Source organism: Actinomadura sp. 6K520, assembly GCF_004349245.1.
Classification (GTDB): domain Bacteria; phylum Actinomycetota; class Actinomycetes; order Streptosporangiales; family Streptosporangiaceae; genus Spirillospora.
Window position 1 is genome coordinate 62098 of sequence record NZ_SMLC01000006.1, and the last position, 22874, is coordinate 84971.

General features: G+C 69.7%; 26 protein-coding genes. 16 read left to right on the top strand and 10 right to left on the bottom strand.

The features are described 5' to 3' along the window. Nucleotides 1-39: 39 nt before the first annotated feature. Both E1289_RS03385 and E1289_RS03390 read left to right on the top strand, forming a co-directional pair. Nucleotides 40-702, top strand: coding sequence for a hypothetical protein (locus E1289_RS03385; RefSeq protein ID WP_131975157.1), 663 nt, complete (start codon nucleotides 40-42; stop codon nucleotides 700-702). Nucleotides 703-714: 12 nt separating this feature from the next. Next, complete coding sequence (locus E1289_RS03390) at nucleotides 715-1485, top strand: class I SAM-dependent methyltransferase (RefSeq protein WP_131975159.1); 771 nt, start codon at nucleotides 715-717, stop codon at nucleotides 1483-1485. A gap of 218 nt (nucleotides 1486-1703) precedes the next feature. Here E1289_RS03390 and E1289_RS03395 read toward each other — a convergent pair whose 3' ends face one another. Both E1289_RS03395 and E1289_RS03400 read right to left on the bottom strand, forming a co-directional pair. Then, entirely contained in the window at nucleotides 1704-2198 is a 495-nt protein-coding gene (locus E1289_RS03395; RefSeq protein WP_131975161.1) for a DUF3237 domain-containing protein, read from the bottom strand. Then, nucleotides 2195-2644 (bottom strand): ester cyclase, encoded by a 450-nt coding sequence (locus E1289_RS03400; RefSeq protein ID WP_207928750.1) that lies wholly within the window; start codon nucleotides 2642-2644, stop codon nucleotides 2195-2197. Before E1289_RS03400 ends, E1289_RS03395 begins: the two co-directional genes overlap by 4 nt. Before the next feature lie 59 nt (nucleotides 2645-2703). Here E1289_RS03400 and E1289_RS03405 point away from each other — a divergent pair, with 59 nt between their 5' ends. Further along, on the top strand, nucleotides 2704-3300 hold the full coding sequence (locus E1289_RS03405) for a TetR/AcrR family transcriptional regulator (protein WP_131975163.1): 597 nt from the start codon (nucleotides 2704-2706) through the stop codon (nucleotides 3298-3300). Nucleotides 3301-3428: 128 nt separating this feature from the next. Here the strand turns inward: E1289_RS03405 and E1289_RS03410 are convergent, their stop codons facing one another. Beyond that, nucleotides 3429-5204, bottom strand: a complete 1776-nt coding sequence (locus tag E1289_RS03410; protein WP_243712584.1) for an ABC transporter ATP-binding protein — start codon at nucleotides 5202-5204, stop codon at nucleotides 3429-3431. Nucleotides 5205-5666: 462 nt separating this feature from the next. On the opposite strand from E1289_RS03410, the gene E1289_RS03415 reads away from it, so the two are divergent. After that, nucleotides 5667-5846, top strand: coding sequence for a hypothetical protein (locus E1289_RS03415; RefSeq protein ID WP_131975167.1), 180 nt, complete (start codon nucleotides 5667-5669; stop codon nucleotides 5844-5846). Nucleotides 5847-6044: 198 nt separating this feature from the next. Here E1289_RS03415 and E1289_RS03420 read toward each other — a convergent pair whose 3' ends face one another. Then, complete coding sequence (locus E1289_RS03420) at nucleotides 6045-6887, bottom strand: helix-turn-helix transcriptional regulator (RefSeq protein WP_131975169.1); 843 nt, start codon at nucleotides 6885-6887, stop codon at nucleotides 6045-6047. A 188-nt stretch (nucleotides 6888-7075) separates the two neighbouring features. Between E1289_RS03420 and E1289_RS03425 the strand changes: the two genes are divergently transcribed. After that, nucleotides 7076-8458, top strand: a complete 1383-nt coding sequence (locus E1289_RS03425; protein WP_131975171.1) for an amidohydrolase family protein — start codon at nucleotides 7076-7078, stop codon at nucleotides 8456-8458. Nucleotides 8459-8506: 48 nt separating this feature from the next. Continuing rightward, nucleotides 8507-8836, top strand: a complete 330-nt coding sequence (locus E1289_RS03430) for an Atu4866 domain-containing protein (RefSeq protein ID WP_131975173.1) — start codon at nucleotides 8507-8509, stop codon at nucleotides 8834-8836. Nucleotides 8837-8991: 155 nt separating this feature from the next. On the opposite strand, the gene E1289_RS03435 is transcribed toward E1289_RS03430, so the two are convergent. Then, the gene (locus tag E1289_RS03435; RefSeq protein ID WP_131975175.1) at nucleotides 8992-9582 is read right to left on the bottom strand and encodes a helix-turn-helix transcriptional regulator; all 591 of its coding nucleotides are present in this window, start codon (nucleotides 9580-9582) and stop codon (nucleotides 8992-8994) included. A gap of 129 nt (nucleotides 9583-9711) precedes the next feature. Between E1289_RS03435 and E1289_RS03440 the strand changes: the two genes are divergently transcribed. Next, a complete protein-coding gene (locus E1289_RS03440; RefSeq protein WP_131975177.1) occupies nucleotides 9712-11289 on the top strand; it encodes an MFS transporter in 1578 nt (525 codons plus the stop codon). A gap of 105 nt (nucleotides 11290-11394) precedes the next feature. On the opposite strand, the gene E1289_RS03445 is transcribed toward E1289_RS03440, so the two are convergent. Then, nucleotides 11395-12084, bottom strand: a complete 690-nt coding sequence (locus E1289_RS03445; RefSeq protein ID WP_131975179.1) for a hypothetical protein — start codon at nucleotides 12082-12084, stop codon at nucleotides 11395-11397. Nucleotides 12085-12450: 366 nt separating this feature from the next. On the opposite strand from E1289_RS03445, the gene E1289_RS03450 reads away from it, so the two are divergent. From E1289_RS03450 to E1289_RS03470, 5 genes are all read left to right on the top strand, one after another. Next, nucleotides 12451-13104, top strand: coding sequence for a GNAT family N-acetyltransferase (locus E1289_RS03450; protein ID WP_131975181.1), 654 nt, complete (start codon nucleotides 12451-12453; stop codon nucleotides 13102-13104). A 48-nt stretch (nucleotides 13105-13152) separates the two neighbouring features. Further along, a complete protein-coding gene (locus E1289_RS03455; protein ID WP_131975183.1) occupies nucleotides 13153-13764 on the top strand; it encodes a TetR/AcrR family transcriptional regulator in 612 nt (203 codons plus the stop codon). Continuing rightward, nucleotides 13761-14216 (top strand): DUF6069 family protein, encoded by a 456-nt coding sequence (locus E1289_RS03460; RefSeq protein WP_207928751.1) that lies wholly within the window; start codon nucleotides 13761-13763, stop codon nucleotides 14214-14216. Before E1289_RS03455 ends, E1289_RS03460 begins: the two co-directional genes overlap by 4 nt. 308 nt (nucleotides 14217-14524) lie before the next feature. Next, nucleotides 14525-15166 carry an SIMPL domain-containing protein gene (locus E1289_RS03465; RefSeq protein ID WP_131975185.1) on the top strand — a complete coding sequence of 214 codons (642 nt, stop codon included), beginning with the start codon at nucleotides 14525-14527 and terminating at the stop codon, nucleotides 15164-15166. Between the two features lie 209 nt (nucleotides 15167-15375). Beyond that, a complete protein-coding gene (locus E1289_RS03470) occupies nucleotides 15376-16374 on the top strand; it encodes a pyridoxal-phosphate dependent enzyme (protein ID WP_131975187.1) in 999 nt (332 codons plus the stop codon). A gap of 191 nt (nucleotides 16375-16565) precedes the next feature. Here E1289_RS03470 and E1289_RS03475 read toward each other — a convergent pair whose 3' ends face one another. Then, nucleotides 16566-17405 carry an NAD(P)H-binding protein gene (locus E1289_RS03475; protein ID WP_131975189.1) on the bottom strand — a complete coding sequence of 280 codons (840 nt, stop codon included), beginning with the start codon at nucleotides 17403-17405 and terminating at the stop codon, nucleotides 16566-16568. Nucleotides 17406-17498: 93 nt separating this feature from the next. On the opposite strand from E1289_RS03475, the gene soxR reads away from it, so the two are divergent. Further along, nucleotides 17499-17867: a redox-sensitive transcriptional activator SoxR gene (gene soxR / locus E1289_RS03480; RefSeq protein WP_165970321.1), complete on the top strand. Its 369-nt coding sequence runs from the start codon at nucleotides 17499-17501 to the stop codon at nucleotides 17865-17867. A gap of 98 nt (nucleotides 17868-17965) precedes the next feature. Here the strand turns inward: soxR and E1289_RS03485 are convergent, their stop codons facing one another. Continuing rightward, nucleotides 17966-18934, bottom strand: a complete 969-nt coding sequence (locus E1289_RS03485; protein ID WP_131975193.1) for an NAD(P)-dependent oxidoreductase — start codon at nucleotides 18932-18934, stop codon at nucleotides 17966-17968. A gap of 72 nt (nucleotides 18935-19006) precedes the next feature. Between E1289_RS03485 and E1289_RS03490 the strand changes: the two genes are divergently transcribed. Further along, on the top strand, nucleotides 19007-19453 hold the full coding sequence (locus E1289_RS03490) for a MarR family transcriptional regulator (RefSeq protein ID WP_207928752.1): 447 nt from the start codon (nucleotides 19007-19009) through the stop codon (nucleotides 19451-19453). On the opposite strand, the gene E1289_RS03495 is transcribed toward E1289_RS03490, so the two are convergent. Then, entirely contained in the window at nucleotides 19450-20487 is a 1038-nt protein-coding gene (locus E1289_RS03495; RefSeq protein WP_165970322.1) for a helix-turn-helix transcriptional regulator, read from the bottom strand. The two genes, E1289_RS03490 and E1289_RS03495, sit on opposite strands and share 4 nt — an antisense overlap. Nucleotides 20488-20730: 243 nt before the next feature. Between E1289_RS03495 and E1289_RS03500 the strand changes: the two genes are divergently transcribed. Both E1289_RS03500 and E1289_RS03505 read left to right on the top strand, forming a co-directional pair. Then, nucleotides 20731-21330, top strand: coding sequence for a dihydrofolate reductase family protein (locus tag E1289_RS03500; RefSeq protein ID WP_131975197.1), 600 nt, complete (start codon nucleotides 20731-20733; stop codon nucleotides 21328-21330). A 3-nt stretch (nucleotides 21331-21333) separates the two neighbouring features. Then, nucleotides 21334-21921, top strand: coding sequence for a dihydrofolate reductase family protein (locus E1289_RS03505; protein ID WP_131975199.1), 588 nt, complete (start codon nucleotides 21334-21336; stop codon nucleotides 21919-21921). A 106-nt stretch (nucleotides 21922-22027) separates the two neighbouring features. Here the strand turns inward: E1289_RS03505 and E1289_RS03510 are convergent, their stop codons facing one another. After that, nucleotides 22028-22840 (bottom strand): AraC family transcriptional regulator, encoded by an 813-nt coding sequence (locus E1289_RS03510; RefSeq protein WP_165970323.1) that lies wholly within the window; start codon nucleotides 22838-22840, stop codon nucleotides 22028-22030. Nucleotides 22841-22874 lie beyond the last annotated feature (34 nt).

The following is a 22874-nucleotide window of genomic DNA, read 5'->3' on the forward strand; positions in this document are numbered from 1 at the left end:
TGAAAGGTGGTTTGATCGCCGACTATGGGGCCTTGTGTGGTGGCGGTGGACATCGGATCGGTGAAGGCGCCGTCGAAGTTCGCGTGGGCGGCGTTCGACGTTCCCGTCCAGGACTCGATCGCCGAAGGCGAGGACCCGAGCAGCGCGATGGAGCGCTTGGCGGCCGGGCTCGCAGACGACCGGCAGGCGGTGCTGCTTCTTGAGTCGCCGATGTCGGTCCCCGTGCCGGACGCCGACGACACCGGCTGGCATTGGCTGGGCAAGGCCCGGGAGGGTGAAGGCAACCGGCCATGGTCGGCAGGAGCAGGCGCCGGCGTGCTCGCCACCGGGCTGGCCCAGGCGGCATGGATGCTGAGTCGATTGGCAGTGGCGACGCCCGATCTGACGGTGACGACGCAGCCTGGCCGGTGGCAGGCGGGCAGGGCTCGGCTTCTGCTCGCCGAGGCGTTCGTCTCGGGCGCCGGAAAGCCTGTCCCGGTCGTGGCCGGACAGCACGCCGCGGATGCGAAGGCGGCCGGGCGTGCCCTGGTCGAGCGTTTGCGCGATGGCGGCCCGCTGGCTTCCGACGTGCGTTGCGCTCCGCACAACCCCCTGAATCTCCTCGCGGCCACGGCCCTATGGGCAGGGCTCGCCCTCAACCCGGACGAACTCCACAACGACGTGCTGGTCGTACGCGTCAAACCGATACCCGCACATCTGTGAACGTGCACGCTCATGCCGGCTATCGAGTGGTGGCCGACCTTGACGGATGACCATGCCGCTCTTCGTGCGCGGACGGACCGCAATGCCGGAGTGACGCGGTTGCTTGACGATGATGCGCTGGTGAGCTCGTCGGTCGTGGCGAACTGCATGATGAATCGCGAACGGTCTCTCAGCGGCTCCAACGGTTACGGCCGGGAACTCGGTATTGACGTCATGGCCGAGTTGAGCGCCCGCGTCAGGGCGTCAACGTCCGTGCGGTGGCTGGACGTGTGCTGCGGGAGCGGACGGGCGCCGGTCGAGGCGGCGAGGCTCCTGGCCGATCGCGGCCTGACCGCACACGCCGAGATCACCGGGCTGGATCTCGTGGACCATTTCGTCTCAGGCAGCCGTCCCCCGCTGCTGCGCCTGATCAGCGGCTCGGTCGCCGATTGGATTCCCGACGGCCGCTTCGACCTGATCACTTGCGTGCATGGGCTGCACTACGTGGGCGACAAACTCGGCGTCCTGAGCCGCATCGCATCCTGGCTCACCGGAGATGGGCTCTTCATCGCCAACTTCGACGCCCGCTCGGTCCGCCGTGCGGACGGCACACCCGCCGGCCGCCGGCTCACCACCCAGTTGCGCGCCCAGGGGTTCGCCTATGACTCCGCCCGCCGCCGCATCTCCCGCCGCGGATGCGCGCAGACACGGTTCCCGTACCGTTATCTCGGAGCAGACGATCAGGCCGGCCCCAACTACACCGGCCAACCCGCCGTCAACTCGTTCTACGAACCACATCCCTGAACTTCTGCTCATGGGCTGGGACGGACGAAAGGCACGGAGCCAACACGCAGTTGACACGGACTGCCGCGCACAGACCCGCTGATGAAGGCACTCTTCTGCCGCGGCGCGCGTGGCTCTTCCGACGGGCGGATTTGCGCGACGCCGACCGTCGGCGCGTACGCAGTCCGGATTGGTTCGGCACGGGTCCGGGAACCGCCTGCCGAGGTTCGGGCGGCGTCTCACACGACCTGTGCGATCTTGTAAGCGATCCCGCCGTCGATCAGGTATCCCGATCCCACGCAGACGATGTCGTTCAGCCATGCGTACTGCTCCGCCCCGGTCTCGAAGAGCGGGTTGGTCCGGAAGTAGTAGCGGGCCGGGTCGATGTGGTGGCGTTTGGATGGGTCGGCCAGGTCGGCCCGTAGATCGGGCGGAACGACCCAGCGGCCGCTGTAGGTCATGTGCACCAGGGCGTCGTCGTGGGTGCGCAGAGTGAGCCGGACGTCCAGGGTCATGGCCCCGTCAGGCCGGAACAACGCCCAGTCGCCGCCGCCCGGCAGCACCTGGCCGCGCAGCCGTGGCCCGTGGAAGGTGCCGCCCGCGGAGCCGAAGAGGATTCGTCGCCCGAGCGGGCCGGCGCCGATGTTCAGCGGGGGGTTCAGGTCGACCAGGATGTCGAACAGATGCCGCGTGGTGATGTCGCCGAGTGCCTTCACGCGGGGGTCGGGGGTCATGAAGCGTCCCTGAACAGCCTGCGCCGGACCGCGTCGGTCGAGACGCCGGACTGCGCGCACAACTCCGACAGGTCGAAGAAGAACCGCTCGCCGACGATGAGATCGTCCTTGAAGGTGAACTGGATGAACACCGGCAGCTCGGCGCGCTGGCCGTTGGGCTCCACGCCGAAGCGGTCGCCGGTCATCGTCATCCGCGCGGTGCCCCAGCAGACCAGGGTGTCGTCGTTGCCGGCGTGGCCGTCCAAGGCGATGTCGTAGTCCGGGAAGGACGCGAAGAACCTGGTCAGTGCCCGCTCGTTCTCGGTGGTGCCATGCGCCTTCGTCCCGAGGGGCGGCGCCTCCAGCAGCATCTGTGGGTGGAGCAGCCGCATGGCCGCGGGCACGTCCTGGCGGCTCTTGGCGGCCGCCAGCTCCTGCGCCAGCTCGAACATCCGATGGCTTCTCATGCAACTAAACATACGGTCGACCGTATTTATTGGCAAGGGTTCATGGCAGAATTGAACCGATGAGTGAGAAGGTGCGGGACGGGCGGCTGCTGCGCGGTGCGCGGTCCCGGCGGACGATCGCTCGCCACGCCGTCGATGTGGCGTCGCTCGAAGGGCTCGACGGGCTCAGCTTCGGCCGGCTCGCCACCGAACTCGGAGTCAGCAAGGGCGGCATCCAGACCCTGTTCGGCACGAAGGAGAACCTGCAGCTCGCGGTCGCCGAAGCCGCGCGCGCGGCGTTCGAGGAGGCCGTGGTCGCACCCGCGCTGGCGCAGCCGCCCGGTTCGGCGCGGCTGCGCACCCTGGTCGACCGCTGGATCGCCTACGCGCAGGAACCGCTGTTTCCCGGCGGCTGCTTCTGGGCGGCGAACCTTCCGGTCTTCGACAGCCGACCAGGCCCGGTGCGCGACACCCTGGCCCGCCAGCAGAGGGCCTGGCGCGAACTGATCGCCGGCGAACTGCGCCACGCGGCCGACACGGCCGAGCACGCCGTCCCTCTGGCCTTCCAGATCGACGCGGTCCTCACCGCCACCAACACCGCGCTCCGGCTCGGCGACGACAGCGCCGTGGACACGGCCCATCGCATCATCGACGGGCTCCTTCCACCACCAGGCTGACCCACCCGCCGCACCGGACCGCTCCCGAAACCATCCGCACATGCCGCGAGTCGGTGCCCAGGTGGGCCTGCGCATTCGATCGCCGTTGGCGATGGCGGGGGGTCATCAGTGCGGGCATGAGCGGCGGGTCAGCCGGTCGCGGGTTGAGACTTCCGGTCGTGCTGGCCGGTGCTCGCGGTGTCCGGAATGGCTTGTTCGGTGAGGAAGCCGCCGGACTGGTGGTGCCAGAGACGGGCATAAGGGCCGTCGGACTGGAGGAGTTCGTGGTGGGAGCCCTCTTCGAGGATGCGACCGCGGTCGAGAACGACCAGGCGGTCCATGCGGACGACGGTGCTCAGCCGGTGGGCGACGACCAGTGCGGTGCGGTCGCGCATTAGGTGCCACAGTGCCTCTTGGACGAGGAGTTCGCTTTCGGAGTCCAGCGCGCTGGTCGCCTCGTCCAGTAGCAGGATCGGGGCGTCTCGGAGGATGGCGCGTGCGAGGGCGACGCGTTGCCGCTGACCGCCGGAGAGCTTGACGCCTCGCTCGCCGACCAGCGTGTCGAACCCGTCCGGGAGGCTTTCGACGAACTCGGTGACGTGTGCCGCCCGCGCGGCTCGGCGGATTTCGGTCTCGGTGGCACCCGGCCGGGCGAAGGCGATGTTGTCGTGCACGGATCGGTGGAACATCGCGGGGTCCTGCGGGACGTACGCGATCAGGTTGCGCAGGTCGCTCTGGCGCAGTCGCGCGACGTCCTGGCCGCCGACGAGGATTCGGCCGCCATCGACGTCCATGAGGCGCAGCAGCAGCCGGGTGAGGGTGGTCTTGCCGCCACCGGACCGGCCCACCAGGCCGATCTTGGCGCCGCTGGGAATCTCCAGGTCCAGCTTTTCGAAGAGGGGTGGGCCGTCGCCGTGCGCGAAGAGCACCCGTTCGAAGCGGACCGAGGAGTCGAGAGGACGCAGCGGCTGCGGGTCGGGCGGGTCCACGACGGTCGGCGGCATCGCGAGCAGCTCGGTGAACTGCGCGCTCTCGGTGAGCGTGCTTTCCAGCCGCCGGTAGATCTGGTTGAACTCGAACATGATCCGTGTCGCGTTGGTGTAGTAGGAGAACGTCACCACGATGGCCTCCACGCCGAGTCCGCCGCGAAGTGCCACCGCTACCAGGAGGCCCAGTGCGCTGGTCACGATCGACATCGGAGCGACGATCGTGTCGACCCGCAGGTTGGCGTAGTCCCAGGAGCGCAGTGACAGGCGGTGCTGTTCGGCGATCCGGCCACGGAACTCGGTGGCCTCGCGCTGTTCGGCGGCGAACGCGCGGACCGTCTCCATGTTGGTGAGCACGTCGGCGACGTGGCCCGACACCCGCACTTTGGCCGCCTCGCGCCGGTCCACCAGCACCTGCCGGCGGCGGATGAACGGGGTGACGATGAAGCCGGTGAAGACGATCAATCCCAGCAGGATGACGACCAAGAGCGGATGGTAGCTCCACAGGATCACCGAGGCGAAGGACAACGGGATCACGTTGGCCACGACCGCGAAAGTCAGGGTGTCGGCGAAGTATTCGAAGCCGCCGGAGAAGCTCAGTACCCGTTTGGTCAGCGAACCAGCGAAGTTGTCGTGGAAAAAGGCGGTGTCTTTGGCGAGCAACTCGTCCATGCCGACGATGCCGAGTCGTTCGATGCCTCGGCCGTTCGTTCGGTTGAGGAAATGCAGCCCCACTCGCCACAAGACCTCGCCCGCCAGCATCAAGCCGGCGAAGCCGAGAACGTAGGGCAGCAGCGCGCCGAGGTCGCTTTCCCCACCGCCTGCCAGGTGTCCCACCAGGGCAGCCACCACCAGCGGTGTCAGGTAGAACAGACAGATATTCCCGAGCGCCGGTAATGTCATCGCCGGAACCGAGATACGCCACTGGCAGCGCAGCACATCGCAGTAATAGCGCAGGGCCAGCAGAACCGCCCGCTGCCGGGGCGACCGGCCGTCCCTAGAGCCACCTCGTACTCCTAGCACGGCCACCCGCCCCTCCAACGCCACCCGCTGCTCTACCATGCTGCCTCAGACCGTCCAGGTAGGGCGAACAGAATTTGCCCTGGCGATCACGGTGAGTGCTCATTTGGAAAGTGGTCACCTTGGACGCCTTTGGCGGTTGGTGGCGAACTCCGCATGGCTCGCGTCCTCTGGTTTGCGCGAGCTTTGTGGAGGTCGCCGGGGATAATGCCTCACATGGCGATTTGAAGAGGGCCGTCCCGCACGCAGCGCTGGCGCAAGGTCGGCACCTTGGACACCGTCCAAGACGACGGCCGCTGGGTCTGTGCCGTCTGCCGGGCGGTCATGCGCTCGTACACGTACCGGTTCCATCCGGCCGAATCTTCGCGCTATGAGCGGTGTGTGGGGCTGTCATGGTGCTCCGGCTGCCGCGTCTACACCGGCGCGATGGTCCACGTGCCGCGCGGCAGAGTGCTCACCGATGCGCTGGCCCTCCTGCCGCCCGAACAGCGGGAGCGGCTGATGGGCAGTGAGATCCGGTTGATCGAGTACCTGGACAGCTGCACCGAGGACGCAGGGTAGGTCCGCATGCCGAGCCATCGCCTTGGGTGGTGGTGCCCTGTACGCCGCGGGTCCGGGGCTGCGCGGGATCGGCTCGGCGGGCGTGGCGCGTAGGCGGTGGTTGTGGTGGCGAGCGGACTCCGGTGGGAAGGCCGAGTTGCCTGGGGCCCTCACCCTTCGCCAGGTCCAGGGTGGACGCAGCCGGTCACGCGGGGCGGCTTACGTTCGCGGTTCGCTCTGGCGGTGGGTGGCGTGGATGGAGCCTAGGAGGTCGAGGGCCTGGGCGCTGGTGCTGCCCGGTTCAGCGTGGTAGATCACGAGTTGTTGGCCAGGGGCGTCGCGGACGTCGAAGGCCTGGTAGGTGAGTGTGAGCGGGCCGACGTCCGGGTGCAGGAGGTGCTTGGCGTCCTGCGTCTTGCCCCGTACGGTGTGGGCGTTCCAGAGGCGGGTGAAGTCCGGGCTCCGCGCGGTGAGATCGCGGACAAGTTCGGTCAACCGTGGGTCGTCCGGGTCGAAGCCGACCGCCTGGCGGAGGTTGGCGACGGTGGCTTGGGCCGCCCGGTCCCAGTCGGTGTGGAAGTGACGGCCGGCCGGGTCGAGGAAGATCATGCGGGCCAGGTTGTCCGCCGGGTCGAAGGGGCTGTAGAGGGCATCGGCCAGAGCGTTGGAGGCCAGGATGTCCAGGGTCCGGTTCATCACGAACGCCGGGGTGTGGGGATAGCCGTCCATCAACTGGCGCAGCGCCGGGGCGACCTGCCCGGTGGCCTGTGTGAAGGGCAGGTCGCCCGGGGTGGTCCCGGCCAGCCGGTGCAGGTGCGCACGGGCGTCGGTGTCGAGACGCAGCGCGCGGCTGAGGGCGTCGAGCACCTGGCCTGAGGGGTTGCGCTCGCGTCCTTGCTCCAGGCGGGTGTAGTAGTCGGCGTTCACACCGGCCAGGACGGCGACCTCCTCGCGGCGCAGCCCGGCGACCCTGCGGGTTCCGTAGCTCGCCATGCCGACGTCCTCCGGCCGCAGGGCGGCGCGGCGTGCGCGCAGGAATTCGCCCAGGTGGTTGCCGTCCATGCGACCAAGCTATCCGGCGGTCGCGTGCGCTGCCCGGGTGCGTCACACCCAGGCAGCGCATGTCCTAGTTGATGCCTTCTGAACTGCGCAGACTCGATGGTGTCCGGGGCTGAACTCCGGAGCACAGGAGCATCCCGTGGGCCTGCGCCAACGCCCACGGCTCATTTCTCGCCTTCGTAAGGAGCACCATGAACGCCACCCTGGACCGGCTGCGCCGCCCCGTCCTCGGCCGCCGCACGCTGCTCACCGGAGCCGCCGCCGTCGTCACCATGGACCCGGAGCTGGGCGTCCTGCCCCGCGCCGACCTGCTCATCGACGGCGACCGGATCGCCGCCGTCGGTGTGGACCTGCCGGCCGGTGACGCGCTGGTCGTCGACGTCACCGGCTCCGTCCTGGCCCCCGGCTTCGTCGACACCCACCGCCACGCCTGGGAGGCGCAACTGCGCCGCATCATGCCGGACGTCAACGACCTCGGCGAGTACGTCACCTCCACTTTGGCGGGCATCGCCCCCGGCTACCGGCCACAGGACATGTACATCGGCACCCGCCTGGCCGCGCTGACCGCCATCGACGGCGGCATCACCACCATGCTGGACTTCTCCCACAACTCCCGCACCGCCGCCCATTCCGACGCCGCCGTCCGGGCGCTGGCCGACACCGGCATCCGCGGCGTGCACGCCTCGATGCGCCCGCATTTCGGCGCCTGGGACGGTCAGTGGCCCGCCGACCTGACCCGCCTGCGCGACACCTACTTCGCCGACAGCGGACTGCTCACCCTGCGCCTGGCAGCTCTGGCCACCGACGAAGTCGCCGGGCCCGACCTCGCCTACGGCCCGGGCCTCGCCCGCGTCGCCCGCGACCTCGGTATCGGAGTCAGCATCGACGCCGTATTCGGCCTGCCCTCCTCCGAGGCCATCGTCGGCTGGGCCAAGCGGGACCTACTCGGCCCGGACGTCTCCCTCATCCACTGCACCGGCCTGACCCCTCAGGCATGGCGGGCCATCGCCGACACCGGCGCCAACGTCGCGCTCGCTCCCACTTCCGACGCGCAGATCGGCCTGGAGAGCGCGGTCCCCGCCATAGACGAGGCCCTTGCCGCGGGCATCCGGCCCGGCCTGAGCATCGACGTCGAAGTCGCCCTGGCCAGCGACATGTTCACGCAGATGCGCGCCCTGCACGCCATCCAGCGCATGCGGGCCGTCCACGCCGCCTACGGCACCGGCGCGCAGCCCGCCCGGATCGGCGTGCACGATGTCCTCGACTTCGCCACCCTCCAGGGCGCCGCCAGCATCGGCCTGGGCGATGTGACCGGCTCCCTCAGCCCAGGCAAGCAGGCCGACGTGCTCGTCGTGCGCGCAGAGGACCTCAACAACATGCCGCTCAACGACCCCGTCGGAACCCTCGTGCTGGGCTGCGACGCCCGCAACATCGACGCCGTCTTCGTCTCCGGGCGGGTCCGCAAGTGGGACGGCGCCGTCCTCGACGTCGACCTGGCAACGCTGCGCGAGGAGGTGCGCGCCTCGCGCGACAGCGTCCTGCGCGCCTCCGGATACGCCGACCGCCGGCTCTGACCGGCCGACCGCCCTGTCCACCACCTGCGAATCGAACGGAGCCCGTCCATGTTCAGGATCTCTCTGCATCTCCTTGCTCTGGCCACCACGCTGCTCGCCTGCGCCGCTCCGGACGGTGGCCGCCCGAAGCCCGCTCCTCACCCGTATGTCGGCATGTGGGTCACCGCCGACGGACGGATCCGCCAGGAACTCCTCGCCAACGGCCGCTACGAGGAGGAACGCGACGGCCGCAAGCGCGCCTACACCGGCCGCTACACCGTCACCGGAACCCACCTCGACTACTACGACGACCTGGGCTTCACCGCCACCGGCGACGTGCGGGACGGCGTGCTCTACCACGAGCACCTCGTGCTGTACCGGGAAGAGCAGCCGGCATGACCGATATCGCCGGACCGGCCCGTGCCGTCACCGGCGTCCACAACGCGGCAGACCTCCCCGACCGCCGGCAGAGTCGCAGTCGGCGCGACGACGCCGCGCTCTTCGCCTGCGGGTACCCGTCCACAGTTCCGTGGACCAGCCGGCAGCCGATGTGGCTACGCGGTGGTGCCTTGTCCGTCGTTGTCCCCGTCGGTGTCGCGATGGCCGCGGCGGGCGTCGCGGTCGAAGACGAACATCACCTCGCAGGGGCCGCCTTCGGCGCCGAAGGCGTGCGGCATCATGGTCGGGAACTCGGCGGCCTGGTTGGTCTCGATGCGCAAGCGGCGTTGGCCCAGCAGCAGAATCGCGGTGCCGGACAGCACGACGAGCCATTCCCGGCCCTGGTGGGCGCGCATCTTCGCGGGATTGCCGGGGGGCGGCTCGGTGAACCGCCGACGCATCACGCTCATGGCCGGGTCGCCCTTCATGGGCCAGCTCAGGCCGTTGGTGCCGTGGTTCATGGGGTTGACGACGACGTCGTCGGCGGCGTTCTCGACGAGCTGATCGAGGGTGGTGTCCAGGGCGCGGGCCAGGGCCACGAGCTGGTCCAGGGCCAGGCGGCGCCGTCCGCTCTCGATGCGGCTCAGTGACGACTGGCTGAGGTGGACCCGCGCGGCCAGTTCCTCCAGGGACAAGCCCTGCGCCATGCGGAGAGCGCGGAGGCGCTTGCGTACGAGGCCGTCCAGCGAACCATCTTCTTGCGCCATAGGCAACATGCTATGCCGATTCCGCAGTGCGCGCTTAGCGTCGAAGACGCCCGGCCGGAATCGGCCGGGGGGCGCACGACAGAACCAGAGCCGACGCCGAACCGTCCCGCGTAGCTTCGAGAGGAATCCATGAGCACGGACCGGCCCGTACACGTGGACGGCGCACTGGACGCGCGTCAGCTCCGCACCATCCTGATCGCCGTCTCCCTCGCGCTGATGGCGGTCATCGCGTCGGTGTCCGGGCTGAACGTCGCCCAGACCCACATGGCCGTCGAGTTCGGCGTCCCGCACGACACGGTGTTGTGGATCATCAACGTCTACACCCTCGCCCTGGCGGCACTGCTGCTGCCGCTCGGTGCGATCGGTGACCGGCTGGGCCGCAAACCCATGCTGATCACCGGCCTCGGCATGTTCGGCGCAGCGAACATCGTGGCGGCCCTCGCGCCGACCGCCGAGGTCATGATCGCCGCCCGTGCGGCCGGCGGTGTCGGCGCCGCGATGATCATGCCGATCACCCTTGCCGTCATCACCTCCACCTTTCCCGAGGAGCAGCGCGGCAAGGCGATCGGCGTGTGGACGGGCGTCGCCGGGGGCGGCGGCATCCTGGGCATGTTCCTGTCCGCGCTTCTCGTGGACGTCGCGGACTGGCGCTGGCTGTTCGTGCTGCCGGTCGCACTTGCCGGCGTGGCCCTGGGCATGACACTGACGTCGGTGCCCGACTCGCGCGAAAGCTCCGCCCGTTCCTTCGACACCATCGGCGCGCTGCTGTCCGCCGTCGCCGTCGTCGGCCTCATCTTCGTCCTGCAGGAAGGGCCCGAACGCGGCTGGAGCGCCCCCGCGACGCTTACCGGCCTCACCCTCGGCCTCGTCGCCGGCGTCGGCTTCGTCCTGTGGGAGAGGCACCGCCGAGACGCATCGCTGCTGGACGTACGCCTGTTCCGGGAGCGCGGCCTGGCCGGCGGCTCGATCACGCTGCTGGTGGTCTTCGGCGTCCAGGCGGGCATCGCCGTGGTCCTGTTCCCGTTCTTCCAGGCGGTGCTCGGCTGGTCCGGCCTGCTGTCGACGGCGGCCATGATGCCGATGGCCGTCACGATGATGGCGGCCTCCGGCCTGGCCCCCAGGATGGCCGCCCGTATCGGCGCCCGCCCGACCATGGCCGCAGGCATCGCCCTCAACGGCGCAGGCCTGCTGCTGATGGCGCTGCTGGTCACCGTGGACGGCGGCTACCCGGCCATCCTGCCGGGCATGCTCGCCATGGGCATCGGCATGGGCCTGTCCATGACGCCTTCCACCGAGGCCATCACCGGCTCGCTTCCGCGTGCGAAGCAGGGCGTCGCCTCCGCGCTCAACGACATCACCCGCGAGTTCGGCACGGCGCTGGGCATCGCCATGCTGGGGGCGCTCCTTTCCGCCGAGTACCGCGCCGCGATCGACGACCGGCTGCACGGCGTACCACCGGAGGCCGCGGACACCGCCCGCGACGGCATCGCCAACGCCGTCGAGGTGTCGGCCGGCACCGGTTCACACGCCCAGCAGATCGTCCAGGCCGCCCAGCAGTCCTTCGTCGACGGCTGGCAGCAGTCCATGTGGGCAGGCGCCGCCGTCATGTGCGTGCTGTTCGCCTACATCCTCCTGCGCGGCCCGAACAACCCCGCACCCGCACCGGTCGAGGAAGCCGACACCACCGAAACGGTCCCCGCCGGCTGACGAGCCAGCGACAACGGCGCACTCGACAACCGCGGGCGAAGGACCCCCGCCAACCTGCGGAGGGGACTGAAGCCGTCTCGGCGCAGGCCGGCGCACTACGGCAGGTCAGCGGCGCCTCCGGCTGTTACGGGGGCTCGGCAGTTCAGCGGCGATCTCGGCGAATCCGTCCAGCACTTCAGGGCTGAAAGTGCCCTTGACCGCCTCGGCTTCGGCGACGGTGAGCCGCGCATTTCTAGGGATCGAATGGTAATAGCGACCGGTGAAACGAATACCGGCCAAGCCGAGCCTGCTCGCGGCGAGCGGTTTGATGTCACCGGTACCGTAAACATCGATCACCCGTTGGAACCGCCGCCGGTCACCGCTGTTGCGGAACCTTGCCCAGGCGACCGAGACGAGGGCGGTGTCCCCCTTCCGGTCGGCAATCGCGAAAAGCCTCCGATCCAGCGATGTGCATGGATTGCGGATGACGGTTCGCCGCACTTCCCCCCACGTGACGCGCACACACCCCGCGTCCCGTTGATCAAGCGACCGTCTGACCTGCCGCATGCCCAGGCGCCGCCATGCCTTGTCGGCGTTCCCCTTACGCGCGGAACGCTTTGCGTCCCCCTTGCGGGCATTGATGGTCTTCGCACTCACCGAGGGGGCTCCACCCGCCCCCGCGCCCGCGGCGCCGCCGGCGACTCCACCACTTCCCACCATCATGATCGCGGCCAATCCGGCCGCGACGGTCTTTCCCCCGCCACCGTCATCGATCGGAATCCGTCGACCGTTCTTCGTGATCCAGCGCTCCGCCATGACTGCCCCCGAACTCCATCGGTTGGATCCCGGTAAGGCTAGAACAGGCCACGGACGATTCCCGGCGGTCTCCCCGCGACGTCCGGATCCGGACATGGCATGACAGCAACAAACCGGAAGCGCAGATCGTATTTACGGACATCTGCACGGGAAGCCCGACACGGAGATCTCGATGTCGGAAACGATCTCGGCCGGTCCCGCTTCACCCGGTGTGTGGTGCCGGGGGTCAGGGACGAGAGGGGAGCAGGCCTGCGTCGCAGGCGAAGACGATGACCGCGGCGCGGCCGCGGCCCCGGTCACCACTCGATATCCGGCGGTCGGAGAAGTGGTGGCTGGCGCGGGCGGGTCGTGCGTGACGATAGCGGCATGTCCAACTTCCTGGAGACTGACCGGCTCGTTCTGCGCGCGTTCACGACGGACGACGTCGATCACCTGCTCGCCCTGGACAACGACCCCGAGGTCATGCGCTTCATCAACGGTGGCCGCCCCACCAGCCGCAGGGCGATCGAGACGCGGGTCCTGCCACGGCTTCTGCACGACTACCCCTGCTGGGAGAGCCGCGGCTACTGGGTCGCGCAGGAGAAGATCACCGACACCTTTCTGGGCTGGTTCGAGTTCCGGCCGTTGGAGGAGCACAGCCCGGACGTGGTCGAACTCGGCTACCGCTTGAAGCGGGCGGCATGGGGGCGCGGCTACGCCACCGAGGGGTGCCGTGCCCTGATCCGCAAGGGGTTCACGGACCTGGAGGTCGAGCGGGTCACGGCGAACACGATGACCGTCAATGCCCGTTCCCGTCGGGTCATGGAGAAGTCGGGACTGTCCTTCGTCCGGAACTTCACCGGAGGCTGGCCGGAGGCCATTGAGGGCTCCGAGCACGGTGATGTCGAGTACGGACTCACCCGCACCGAATGGGAACACCCTGGCCACCGCATGCAGCGTGATGTGCAATCCCGCCGGCAACGAGTGGGTCTGGTGCCGACTGCGCCTGTGAGTAGGTCCCGATCCGGGTCAGCGGAGTGAGTACTCACTCATTGACGGAGTGAGTACTCACTCCGTAAGCTCGCCGGCATGACAGGCCCCCAGGAGAACCAGACCACCCGGCGCCGCGCCCCCGGCATGTCGCCAGAGCACCGGCGCAAGATGATCATCCAGACCGCGATACCGCTGATCACCGAGTACGGCTCCGCCGTGACGACCGCGAAGATCGCCCGCGCCGCGGGGATCGGCGAGGGCACGATCTTCCGCGTCTTCGCCGACAAGGAAGAGCTGCTGCATGCCTGCATCGCGGAGGCGCTCTCCCCCGACCACGCGATCCGCGAACTCGGCGCGATCGACATCGATCAGCCGCTGGCCGACCGGCTCGCGGAGGCGGCCGAGGCCCTGCAGGCGCACATGGACCGGCTCGGCGCGCTCATCGGCTCACTGGGGCACGGCGGCGGCAAGCACCCCGGCACGGTGCGCGGCGCGGGCCGCGAGGAGTCGACGAGCCGTGTCCGCGAGGCCCTCGCGGAACTGCTGGAGCCCGACAAGGCCACCCTGCGCCGGACACCGGAACAGATCGCCGCCCTGTTCATCGGGCTGCTCTTCACCCAGCCGCGCACGGCGGACGAGCCCGACCTGACCCCGCAGGAACTGGTCGAGGTCTTCCTGCACGGGGCCGCCTCGGGGAGTGCCAAGTGAGCGCGCGCAGGAGACGCCTCGGAGTCACGGCCCTGGCCGTCCTGGCGCCCGCCCTCGTGTGGCTGGTCGCCGACCCCCTGCTGGGGCACCCACTGCGGATCGTCGACGGTGCGGAGACGGTCGACATCGGCGCCGTGCCCGTCGTGTTCGTCGCCCTGCTCGCGTCGCTCTCCGGCTGGGGGCTGCTGGCCGTCCTGGAGCGGTTCGGGCCACGGCGTGCCCGCGCCATCTGGATCGGGGTGGCCGGCACCGTACTGGTCCTGTCCTTCGTGCCGTTCATCGGCGACGGCATGGACGGCGGAACCCGGGTCTCCCTCGCCCTGATGCACCTTGCGGTGGCGGGGGTGCTGATCCCGGGGCTGGCCGGCAGGCCCCGCGGAGCGGAGGCCCCTGCCGCCGGAGGGGGACCGCCAGGACGGCCGATACGCGTCCGGCCTCCGCGAACTTCCTGATTTCGTGAGTGACAACGGGTCGGCGGAAAGTTGGCCGGGTGAATCGAAAGGTCTTCGCCGCGCGGTTCGCCGCATCGGTTCGGGCCGCACGGGAGTTCGCCCAGTCGGGGGTTTCCGAAGAATTCCCGGAGCCGTTGGTTTTCCGGGTGCGGCTCGACCAGTCTTACGACGGGCACGGCCCACAACGCGGGACACCGGTCAGCGACGCGATTGTTCCGGTGCTCGACATCCTCCTGAGAACGGTCGTTTCCGAACCATCGATTTCGTCCAGGCCACGGCATGGTCGGCGCACTGCTTAAATCGTCGGCATGCAGATGGTAGAACGGCCGTGGGGTGTGGCCGCCTACGGCGCATCAAGCGTGAAGGCGATGCCCGATCTCGTGCGGGCCAGGTTCAAGGTGATCCGGGTGGAGCAGACACCGTCTCAGGCGTTCACCGCGGCCAGTGACGCCGTGCAAGCGGTGCGGCAGACACTCCGGGGGCACGGTATATCGGACGCAGCCGTCGAGCGGTCACGGCTCGGGCTGAAGAGTTCGTGGAGCTTCGGCGGGTCGGAACGCAAGTTCCTCGGGTACGAGTGTCAGGCCTCGTTCGCCGTTGAGTCCGGTGCCATCGACGACGTCCAGCCGTTGCTCGTCGATCTCGTCGCGGCAGGCGCCAACGAGATCGAGGCGGTCGACTTCGATGTATCCGGCAAGGGTGAGTTGCGAGCGGAGGCTCGTCGGCAGGCCGTCGCCGCGGCTCGACGCAAAGCCGAACTGTTCGCCGAGGCCGCGGGGGTGCGGCTCGGGGCCGTGGTGCACATTGACGACGTCGATCCCGAGCGGGTCGGGTTCGAGCGGTATCGCGGGCACGGCTCAGGCAGCGAGGCTTCCCCACAGGATCTTGCGCCCGGGCATGTCGTGGTGTCCGCCGCGGTCATCTTGGGATTCTCCATCAACCACGACTGACGGCGATGGTCCACCGGTTGACCCGGTGAAGTCATCCGCGCGACCCACGAGAGGGCATCGGTACCGCGGCCGCCCAGGCGGCCGCTGATGCCGCGGAGAGCTTGTTGGCGTCGGTGGTCGGGTATGCGGGAGCGATCCGGCGGAGGGTGGAGGTGGATTCATGGTGCCGGCTGCCAAGGTGACGCTTGGCCCAGGTACGTTGTTGCGTCGTGCTGAAGACGCGCCTCGATCTTGACCGGATCCGCGCGGCTCGCCGCGTGATCGATCCGGTGTTCCTGGACACTCCGTTGTTCCGGTGCGAAGCCTTGGGGCGCGCGCTGGGCTGCGCGGTGAGTATCAAGCTGGAGACGGCGAACCCGGTCCGCAGTTTCAAGGCGCGGGGTACCGAGGTTGTCGCGAGCCGGCTGAGCGATCAGGGCCGGACGGCGGTGGTGTGCGCCAGCGCCGGCAATCTGGGCTGGGCGCTGGGCTGGTCGGGCCGCCGCCATGACCTGGACGTGACGGTCGTGGCATCGCATCGGGCGCCCGCCGCCAAGCTCGATCGGATTCGCGCATCTGGTGCGGTGCTGGAAGTGGTCGACGGCGACTTCGACTCGGCCCGGGAGCGGGCGGCGGGTATCGCGCGGCGGCGCGGCATCCGGCTGGTCGAGGACAGTCTGGACGTCGAAACCTGTGAGGGCGCGGCCACCATCGGCCTCGAACTGGCGCAACAGGCGCCCTCCATTGACGCCGTGCTGATCGCCCTGGGAGGCGGCGCCATGGCCACCGGTGTGGGCTACGTCCTCAAGGCTCTGGCGCCCGGAGCCGAGGTGATCTGTGTGCAGCCTCGTGGCGCACCCGCGATGACCCGCTCCTGGCGGGAGCGCCGGGTCATCACGACCGACTCCACCGACACCATCGCCGACGGCGTCGCCGGTCGCCGCCCCATCCCCGCCGTACTGGATGATCTTTTGGCGGTGGCCGATGACGCCGTGCTGGTCCAGGAGGCGTCCATCGTCGCGGGCATGCGGATGCTCTTGCGGCACGCGGGTCTGGTCGTCGAACCCTCGGCGGCCCTTGGTGTCGCCGCCGTCCTGGAAGACCCGGACCGCTTCGCCGGCCGCCACGTGGTCACCATCGTCTGCGGTAGCAACGTCGACCTGGACGACTTTCACCGCTGGGTTCGGGCCGGCCCGCAGGACCCCGGGGCAGCCGAGACGAACCGCTGACGACGCCGACCCGCGCTCAGCCGACCTGCACAGCCGCGACCGCCCTCTCTCATGCCGCCGCGGTCCGCGTGGCTCTGCCGATGGGTGCGCATCGGATCGTCGTCGCGCCGGAACTGCGCGCATCCGGTGGGCTTCCCAACCGCCGGCAGGTGCTCTGCTGGCGGTTGGGGAGCACCGGGCGCGTGAGCGGCTCAGGCGAAGTCGGCCGCGTGGTCGGCGGCCCACTGGGCGAACGTACGGGCGGGGCGGCCCAGCACCGCCGCCACGTCGCCGGTCACCTGCTCCGGCGTTTCCACCAGGGCCGCCCAGGTGGCCAATGCCGCATCGGCGAACGCCGGGCTGCCCATCTCCTCGGCCAGCATCGTGCGTACGGCCTCGGCGGGCACGTCCTGCCAGTGCAGGTCGCGGCCGATCACCTCGCCGATGATGCGCACCTGCTCGGCCTGGGTGACCGTCTCCGGGCCGCTGAGCACGTAGGTCTGCTTGTCGTGCCGGTCGCTGGTCAGCGCCTCGACCGCGACCGCCGCGATGTCGTCCTCGTGGACCATCGAGCGGGCCGCCGCGCCGTACGGCCAGCGCACCACGCCCTCGGCGCGGATGGGCGCGGCCCAGCCCAGCGTGTTCGTCGCGATTCCGGTGGGACGCAGCATCGTCCAAGGCAGGCCGGACGCGGTGATGGCGCGTTCCATCACGGCCCAGAACGAGTCCGGGTCGGTCTCGGCGGAGGCGGCCGACACGTACACGACCCGGGGTGATCCGGCGCCGGTGAGCACGTCGACGACGCGCGGAGCGAGTTGCGCCGCCGCGGCGGGGTCGACGAACGGCCAGATCAGGAACACGGCCCGAACACCGTCCAGGTGCGGTCGCAGGGTCTCCGGATCGGCAAGGTCGGCGGCCGCCGCCTCCACGGCCGCCGGCAGATTCGCGCGGCTCGGGTCGCGGGTGACGGCGCGTACGCCGTGACCCGCGGCGACCAGCCGCTCCACCACACGCCGCCCGACGTTGCCCGTCGCACCGGTCACCAGGATCATGGTCTCCTCCAGGGAACTCTCGTGAATCCGATGACGCCGACCGTAGAACTTCAACATTTGTTGAAGTCAACCTCGGTCGGGCATACTCGGGGCGTGCAGCACGACACCTCTTTCGACTGGCACGAGCCCGGCCTGACCATCGGCCAGGTCGCGCACCGCAGCGGCATCGCCGCGTCGGCGATCCGGTTCTATGAGGCGCAGGGCCTCATCAGCAGCGACCGCACGGCCGGTAACCAGCGCCGCTACCACGGCGATGTGATGTGCCGCCTGGCGATGATCGAGGCGTGCCAGCGGGTCGGTCTCACCTTGGCCGAGGTGGGCGAGGCGCTCGCGGCGCTGCCACCGGGGCGGCCGCCGACCCCGCAGGACTGGGAGGCACTCGCCGAGCGGCTGCGCACCGAAGCCCAGTCCCGCATCGACCGGCTCAGCCAGGTACTGAACGAGCTTGCCCCCGCCCCCTGAGCGATTCCAGCGGTCGTCACCTCCTGCGAACGCACCCTCATGCCGCGATTCGGTGGACCGCTGAGGCCGGCGCACACATCACGGTGCCCGGATGGTGCTCAGTGCTCGTTGCCCGCACGCAGCCAGGCGATGTAGTCGGCGACCGCGCGTTCGGTGTCGTACTCGGGCTTGTAGCCGGTGTCGTGCTGGAGCCGGGTGATGTCGAGGTAGTTCTGCCTTACGTCGCCTCCGGTGGGCAGTTCGACCCGGGCGTCCGGCACCACCTGTTCGATCGCGGCGATGATCTCGGCGTTGGTCGTCGCGCGGCCCGACGCGACGTTGTAGGTGCGGTGGTCGAGCCGGTCTGCGAGCTGGAGGAGCGCGATCGCCCGGGCGGTGTCCTTGACGTAGCACAGGTCGAGCGAGTCCTCCGCGTGCGCGGGCCCGGGGAGCGTGGACAGGTTCGGCTCGGTTCCGCGGACGGCGGCATGGACGAGCTCGGGAGCCGCGAAGAACAGGGCGCCATGGGGGTCGCGCGGACCCCAGGTGCCGGAGATGCGGTAGTTGACGACATCGATGCCGGCGGCGTCGGCCAGGTGACCGTTGAGCAGTTCCCCGATCTTCTTGAAGGTCGGGATCAGGTGGGCCGAGGTCATCGACAGCGGCATGTCCTCACCGAGCGGCCCCTCCCCGGCGCCGAGCGGGCCATCGCCGGTAGCACCGCCGTAGACACCGATCGTGCTCGCGACACCGACCCGGTCCACATTCCATTCGTGCGCGGCCTGCAGGACGTTGAACAGCCCGCCCAGGGCCTTCCGCGCCGCGGCAACGGGTTGCTCGGGGTCGGGTGGCCAGGGCATCGAGCCCGCGAGGTGCAGGATGCCGGTGATCCGGTGGCGTTCGCCGATGTCGAGGAACGCGTGCAGATCGGTGATGTCGGCTTGCTCGACCGTGGCCTGCCGGCCTGCGAGATCCGCCGGTACCTCGCGCGTCCGGCGCTGGACCAGTACGCAGCTCTCGCCGAGGTCGAGCAGGGTGCGCACGGTGTGGGAGCCGATGAATCCCAGACCTCCGGTGACCAAGATCATTACCCCTCGCCCTTCTGTCGTTGTACTGATTATCAGTGTTACTGACGATCAGGCTAGCGATAGAATTCTTCCGTGTCTAGGAGTGATGGACCGGGCCCCGGGCTGAGCGGCAATCTCGTCTACCTGCTCAAGCACGCGCACCTTCGGATGGCGGAGCTGGCGGCGAACGCGGTGACGCCGTACGGCATCGACGGGCGGGAGCTGGGCGTCCTGCTCTCCCTGGCCGGGCGCGAACCGGCGTCCCAGCAACAGGCGGCGCAGCGGCTGGGCATCGACCGCACCACGATGGTCGCGATGCTGGACGCCCTGGAGGGCAAAGGGCTGGTGTCACGCCACCCGCACGCGGAAGACCGCCGCCGCAACGTGGTCGAACTGACCGACGCCGGCCGCGAGACCCTCCGCCTGGCCACCGACGCGAACGATGAAGCCGAGCGCGAGTTCCTGGCGGCCCTCACCCCGAAGGCCGCCGAGCACCTACGAAACTCCCTGCAGAAGCTCGTCCTCTCCTCGGACGGCTAGGGCCCGCGATCCCCCAGCGTCAGGGGGGCGGCGTAGTGATCGAAGAACAGCTGGGCGACCAGGTCGCCGCGTGAGCCGGTGCCGGACTTGGCGAAGATCGACTTCAGGTGATCCTGCACGGTGTACGACGACACCCGCAGCCGGTCGGCGATCTGCCTGGTGGACAGGCCCTGCGCCACCAGTTCGGTGACACGCCGCTCGCCGTCGGTGAAACCGTAGGCATCGGCCATCAGCGGGGCCATTTCGGCGGGGCGGGCCGCTTCGAGCATCACCGCGACCGGCGAGTCCGGTCCGTCGCCCATCAGCGAGCCCCGGACGATGAGCCACTGACCGGACCGGGTGCGCGCGCGTGCCCTGGCCGGTCGGATATCGGCAGCCTCGGTCGCCGTGGCGTCGCACAGGGCGCGGGCCTGGCGGGCGACGGCGGGGACGACCAGCGGCAGTTCGGCACCGGCTCGGTGGCCGGTGCCCAGCTCGTCCAGCCGGCGTTGCGCAGCCTGGTTGGACATCTGGACGCCGTCATCGGCGTCGAGGATCAGCAGGCCGGTGTCGGCGTCACCGGCCCGTGCGGCGTCGAGCAGGAGTCCTCGCCGCAGTCCGTCGGCGATCAACCCGGCCAGCGACGACACGAACCGCACCTCGGCCGCCGAGAAGTGGGGACGCTTCGCCTCCCGGAACACGGTCAGGGCGCCCCAGGCCGCCTTGCCGTCCGCGAGGACCACCCGCAGCTCGTCGGCGAAGCCGCCGGGCCGGCGGATCTCCCGCTGGCGCAGGCTGCGGTCGAGATCACCGGCGGTGACCTCGCTCAGGCTGGCCGCCGGACGGTCCGCGCGGGCCAGCTGGACCCACTTGTTGAAGTCCGGCTCGCGTACCTCGATCTCGACGAGCCGGAGCAGCTCGGCGGCGGGCAGGCCGTTCTCGACGAACTCCGCGGTCGGCAGCATGGTCGCCGGATCGATCGTCATCAGGCAGGTGCCCTCGGCGGGCACGGCGCGGCCCAGCGCGTCGCCGACGGCGCGGGAGAAATCGGGCACCGGCAAACATCGGTGAACCAGCCGCACGATGTCGTCGCGAACGCGTGCGTGTACCGCTGCATTCGCCATGCACCGGAAGGTACCCGAATCGCCCTGCGCGTCCCCCCAGAAATCTGGGATACAACCCCGTCGCACGATCTTGCATGCTGAGTGAGCAGGCCAATGCCCGGCACGGGCCGGAAAACCTTGTACGAACCGGCCGGAATTACTCACCTCGTGGCTTCACGTAAGGAATGGCGTTTCATGATGAGCAAGGTCGTGCTGTACATGTCGATGTCGGTGGACGGCTTCGTCACCGGTCCGGACGACGGGACGGAGCACGGGCTCGGAGTCGGCGGAGAGCGGCTGCACGACTGGCTGCGTCCCGGCGGCGGGGACCCGCGCTCGCACCGCCCCGGCGACGGGCCGAGCGCAACGGTGTTCGACGAGGCGATGGCCACGGGAGCGGTGATCACCGGTCGGCGCACCTTCGAGTTCGCGGGCGGCTGGGCCGGCGACCACCACGACGGCGTCCCGATCTTCGTGCTGACCCATGCCGCACCCGCCGAGCCCCCACCGGGTCATGCGCGTTACGTCACCGACGGCATCGAGTCCTGCGTCGCCCAGGCCAAGGCCGCCGCCGGTGGCCGCGACATCCTGTTGCACGGTGCCGCGACCGCGCAGGCGTGCCTTCGCGCCGGCCTGCTGGACGAGATGGAGCTGCAGCTGATACCCGTCCTGCTCGGGCAGGGCCGCCGCCTGTTCGAGAACATGCCGCCCGACCACATCGAACTCGAACTGGTCCGTGCGCTGGACGCCCCGGGCGTGCAGCATCTCCGCTACCGCGTGCGGTCGGAGGGCTGACCGATGGCGATCATCCGGCTCTACATGACCATGTCCCTGGACGGCTACGTCACCGGACCGCAGGACGGCGCGGACGCCCCACTGGGCGTCGGCGGGTTCCGCCTCTTCAACTGGCTCGACCGGCGCGACGGTCCGGGCCCGAGCGGGCAGGTGTTCTCCGAGGCGATGTCCACCCGCGCGCTCATCTCCGGCCGCCGCACCTATGAACTGGCCGACCGCTGGCAGGGCGACCACCACGACGGCGTACCGATCTTCGTCCTGACCCACGACGTCCCGGACGAGCCGCCACCGGGCAGCGTCCGCTACGTCACCGATGTGGGCGAGTGCGCCGCGCAGGCCCGCGCTTCGGCCGGGGACGGCGAGGTGATGGTGCACGGTGCCGGGGCGGCGCAGGCACTACTACGGGCTGGACAGCTCGACGAGATGGAACTCCACGTCGTACCGGTCCTGCTCGGGCAGGGACGACGGCTGTTCGACGCCCTGCCGGCGGAACACATCGAACTCGACCTGGTCCGCCGGCTGACCACTTCAGAGACCGAGGACCCCGCGAAGCAGGTCATGCACCTGCGCTACCGCGTCCGCCGCCCCTGACCGGCGAACCCGCTACCGGCCCGGCGTGAATGTCCGCTCGGGCCGCCGGGCGGGCGTTCAGCAGCGGTCCTGAGTCCCGGTGCCGCGTGGCGAAGAGCGGTGCTCGTCATGGCTCCGGATTCGGCCCTGGCGCTCTGGAAAGCCTCGCGTAGCTTCCGGGTGTCATGCCGAATGCCGCCTTGAACATCCTGGTGAAGTGGGCCTGGTCTGCGAAGCCGGCCGCGTTGGCGGTCTCCGCCAAGGGCCTGCCCATGCTCAGCTTGTCGCGGGCGAGGTCAAGGCGTCGCATGACCGAGTATCGGTAGGGGCTGGTGCCGTACAGGGCACGGAACTGGCGTGCGAACCGGTAGCGGTCATGCCCCGTGACCGCCTCCAATTCGCTGGAGCGCACGACTGCCGGTTGGTCGTCCAGGAACTCTCGGCCGCGCTTGAGGGCGGGCAGGTCGAAACGGCTGGGCCGGTCGGGAGCGCGGGCGGCTGTTGCCCTGCACCGGAGGAGTCCCTCGGCGAGTTCGAGGACCAAGGCGTCGAGCGCCAGCGGCTCGGTCGTCGCCTGGAACGCCGCCCTTATGGTGCGCGCGAGCATCGGGTCGTCGGTCACCGGGGCGGCGAAGGGCAACGGCGTCGGTCGTCCGGTGATGGCCGGCAGGGCGTCGGCGATCCGGGCCGGGGCGACATAGACCTGCGCGTAGCCGAGGAGGTCCGGCCCGTCGGCCCAGCCGTCGTGCGGCTCGTCGGGATGCAGCACGAAGACCTGTCCCGGGGCGCTGCGCTCCACCGTGCCCCGGTAGTGGAATGCCTGGGCTCCTGCTTCGGTGACGCCGACGGCGTAGACGTCGTGCCGGTGCCGACTGTACGGGTGGCCGCGCAGCCCGGCTCGGAACAGTTCCACGCCGTCGATGGGTCCGCTGGTTTCCACCCACTCGTCCGCGACACACGATCGTTCAATACCG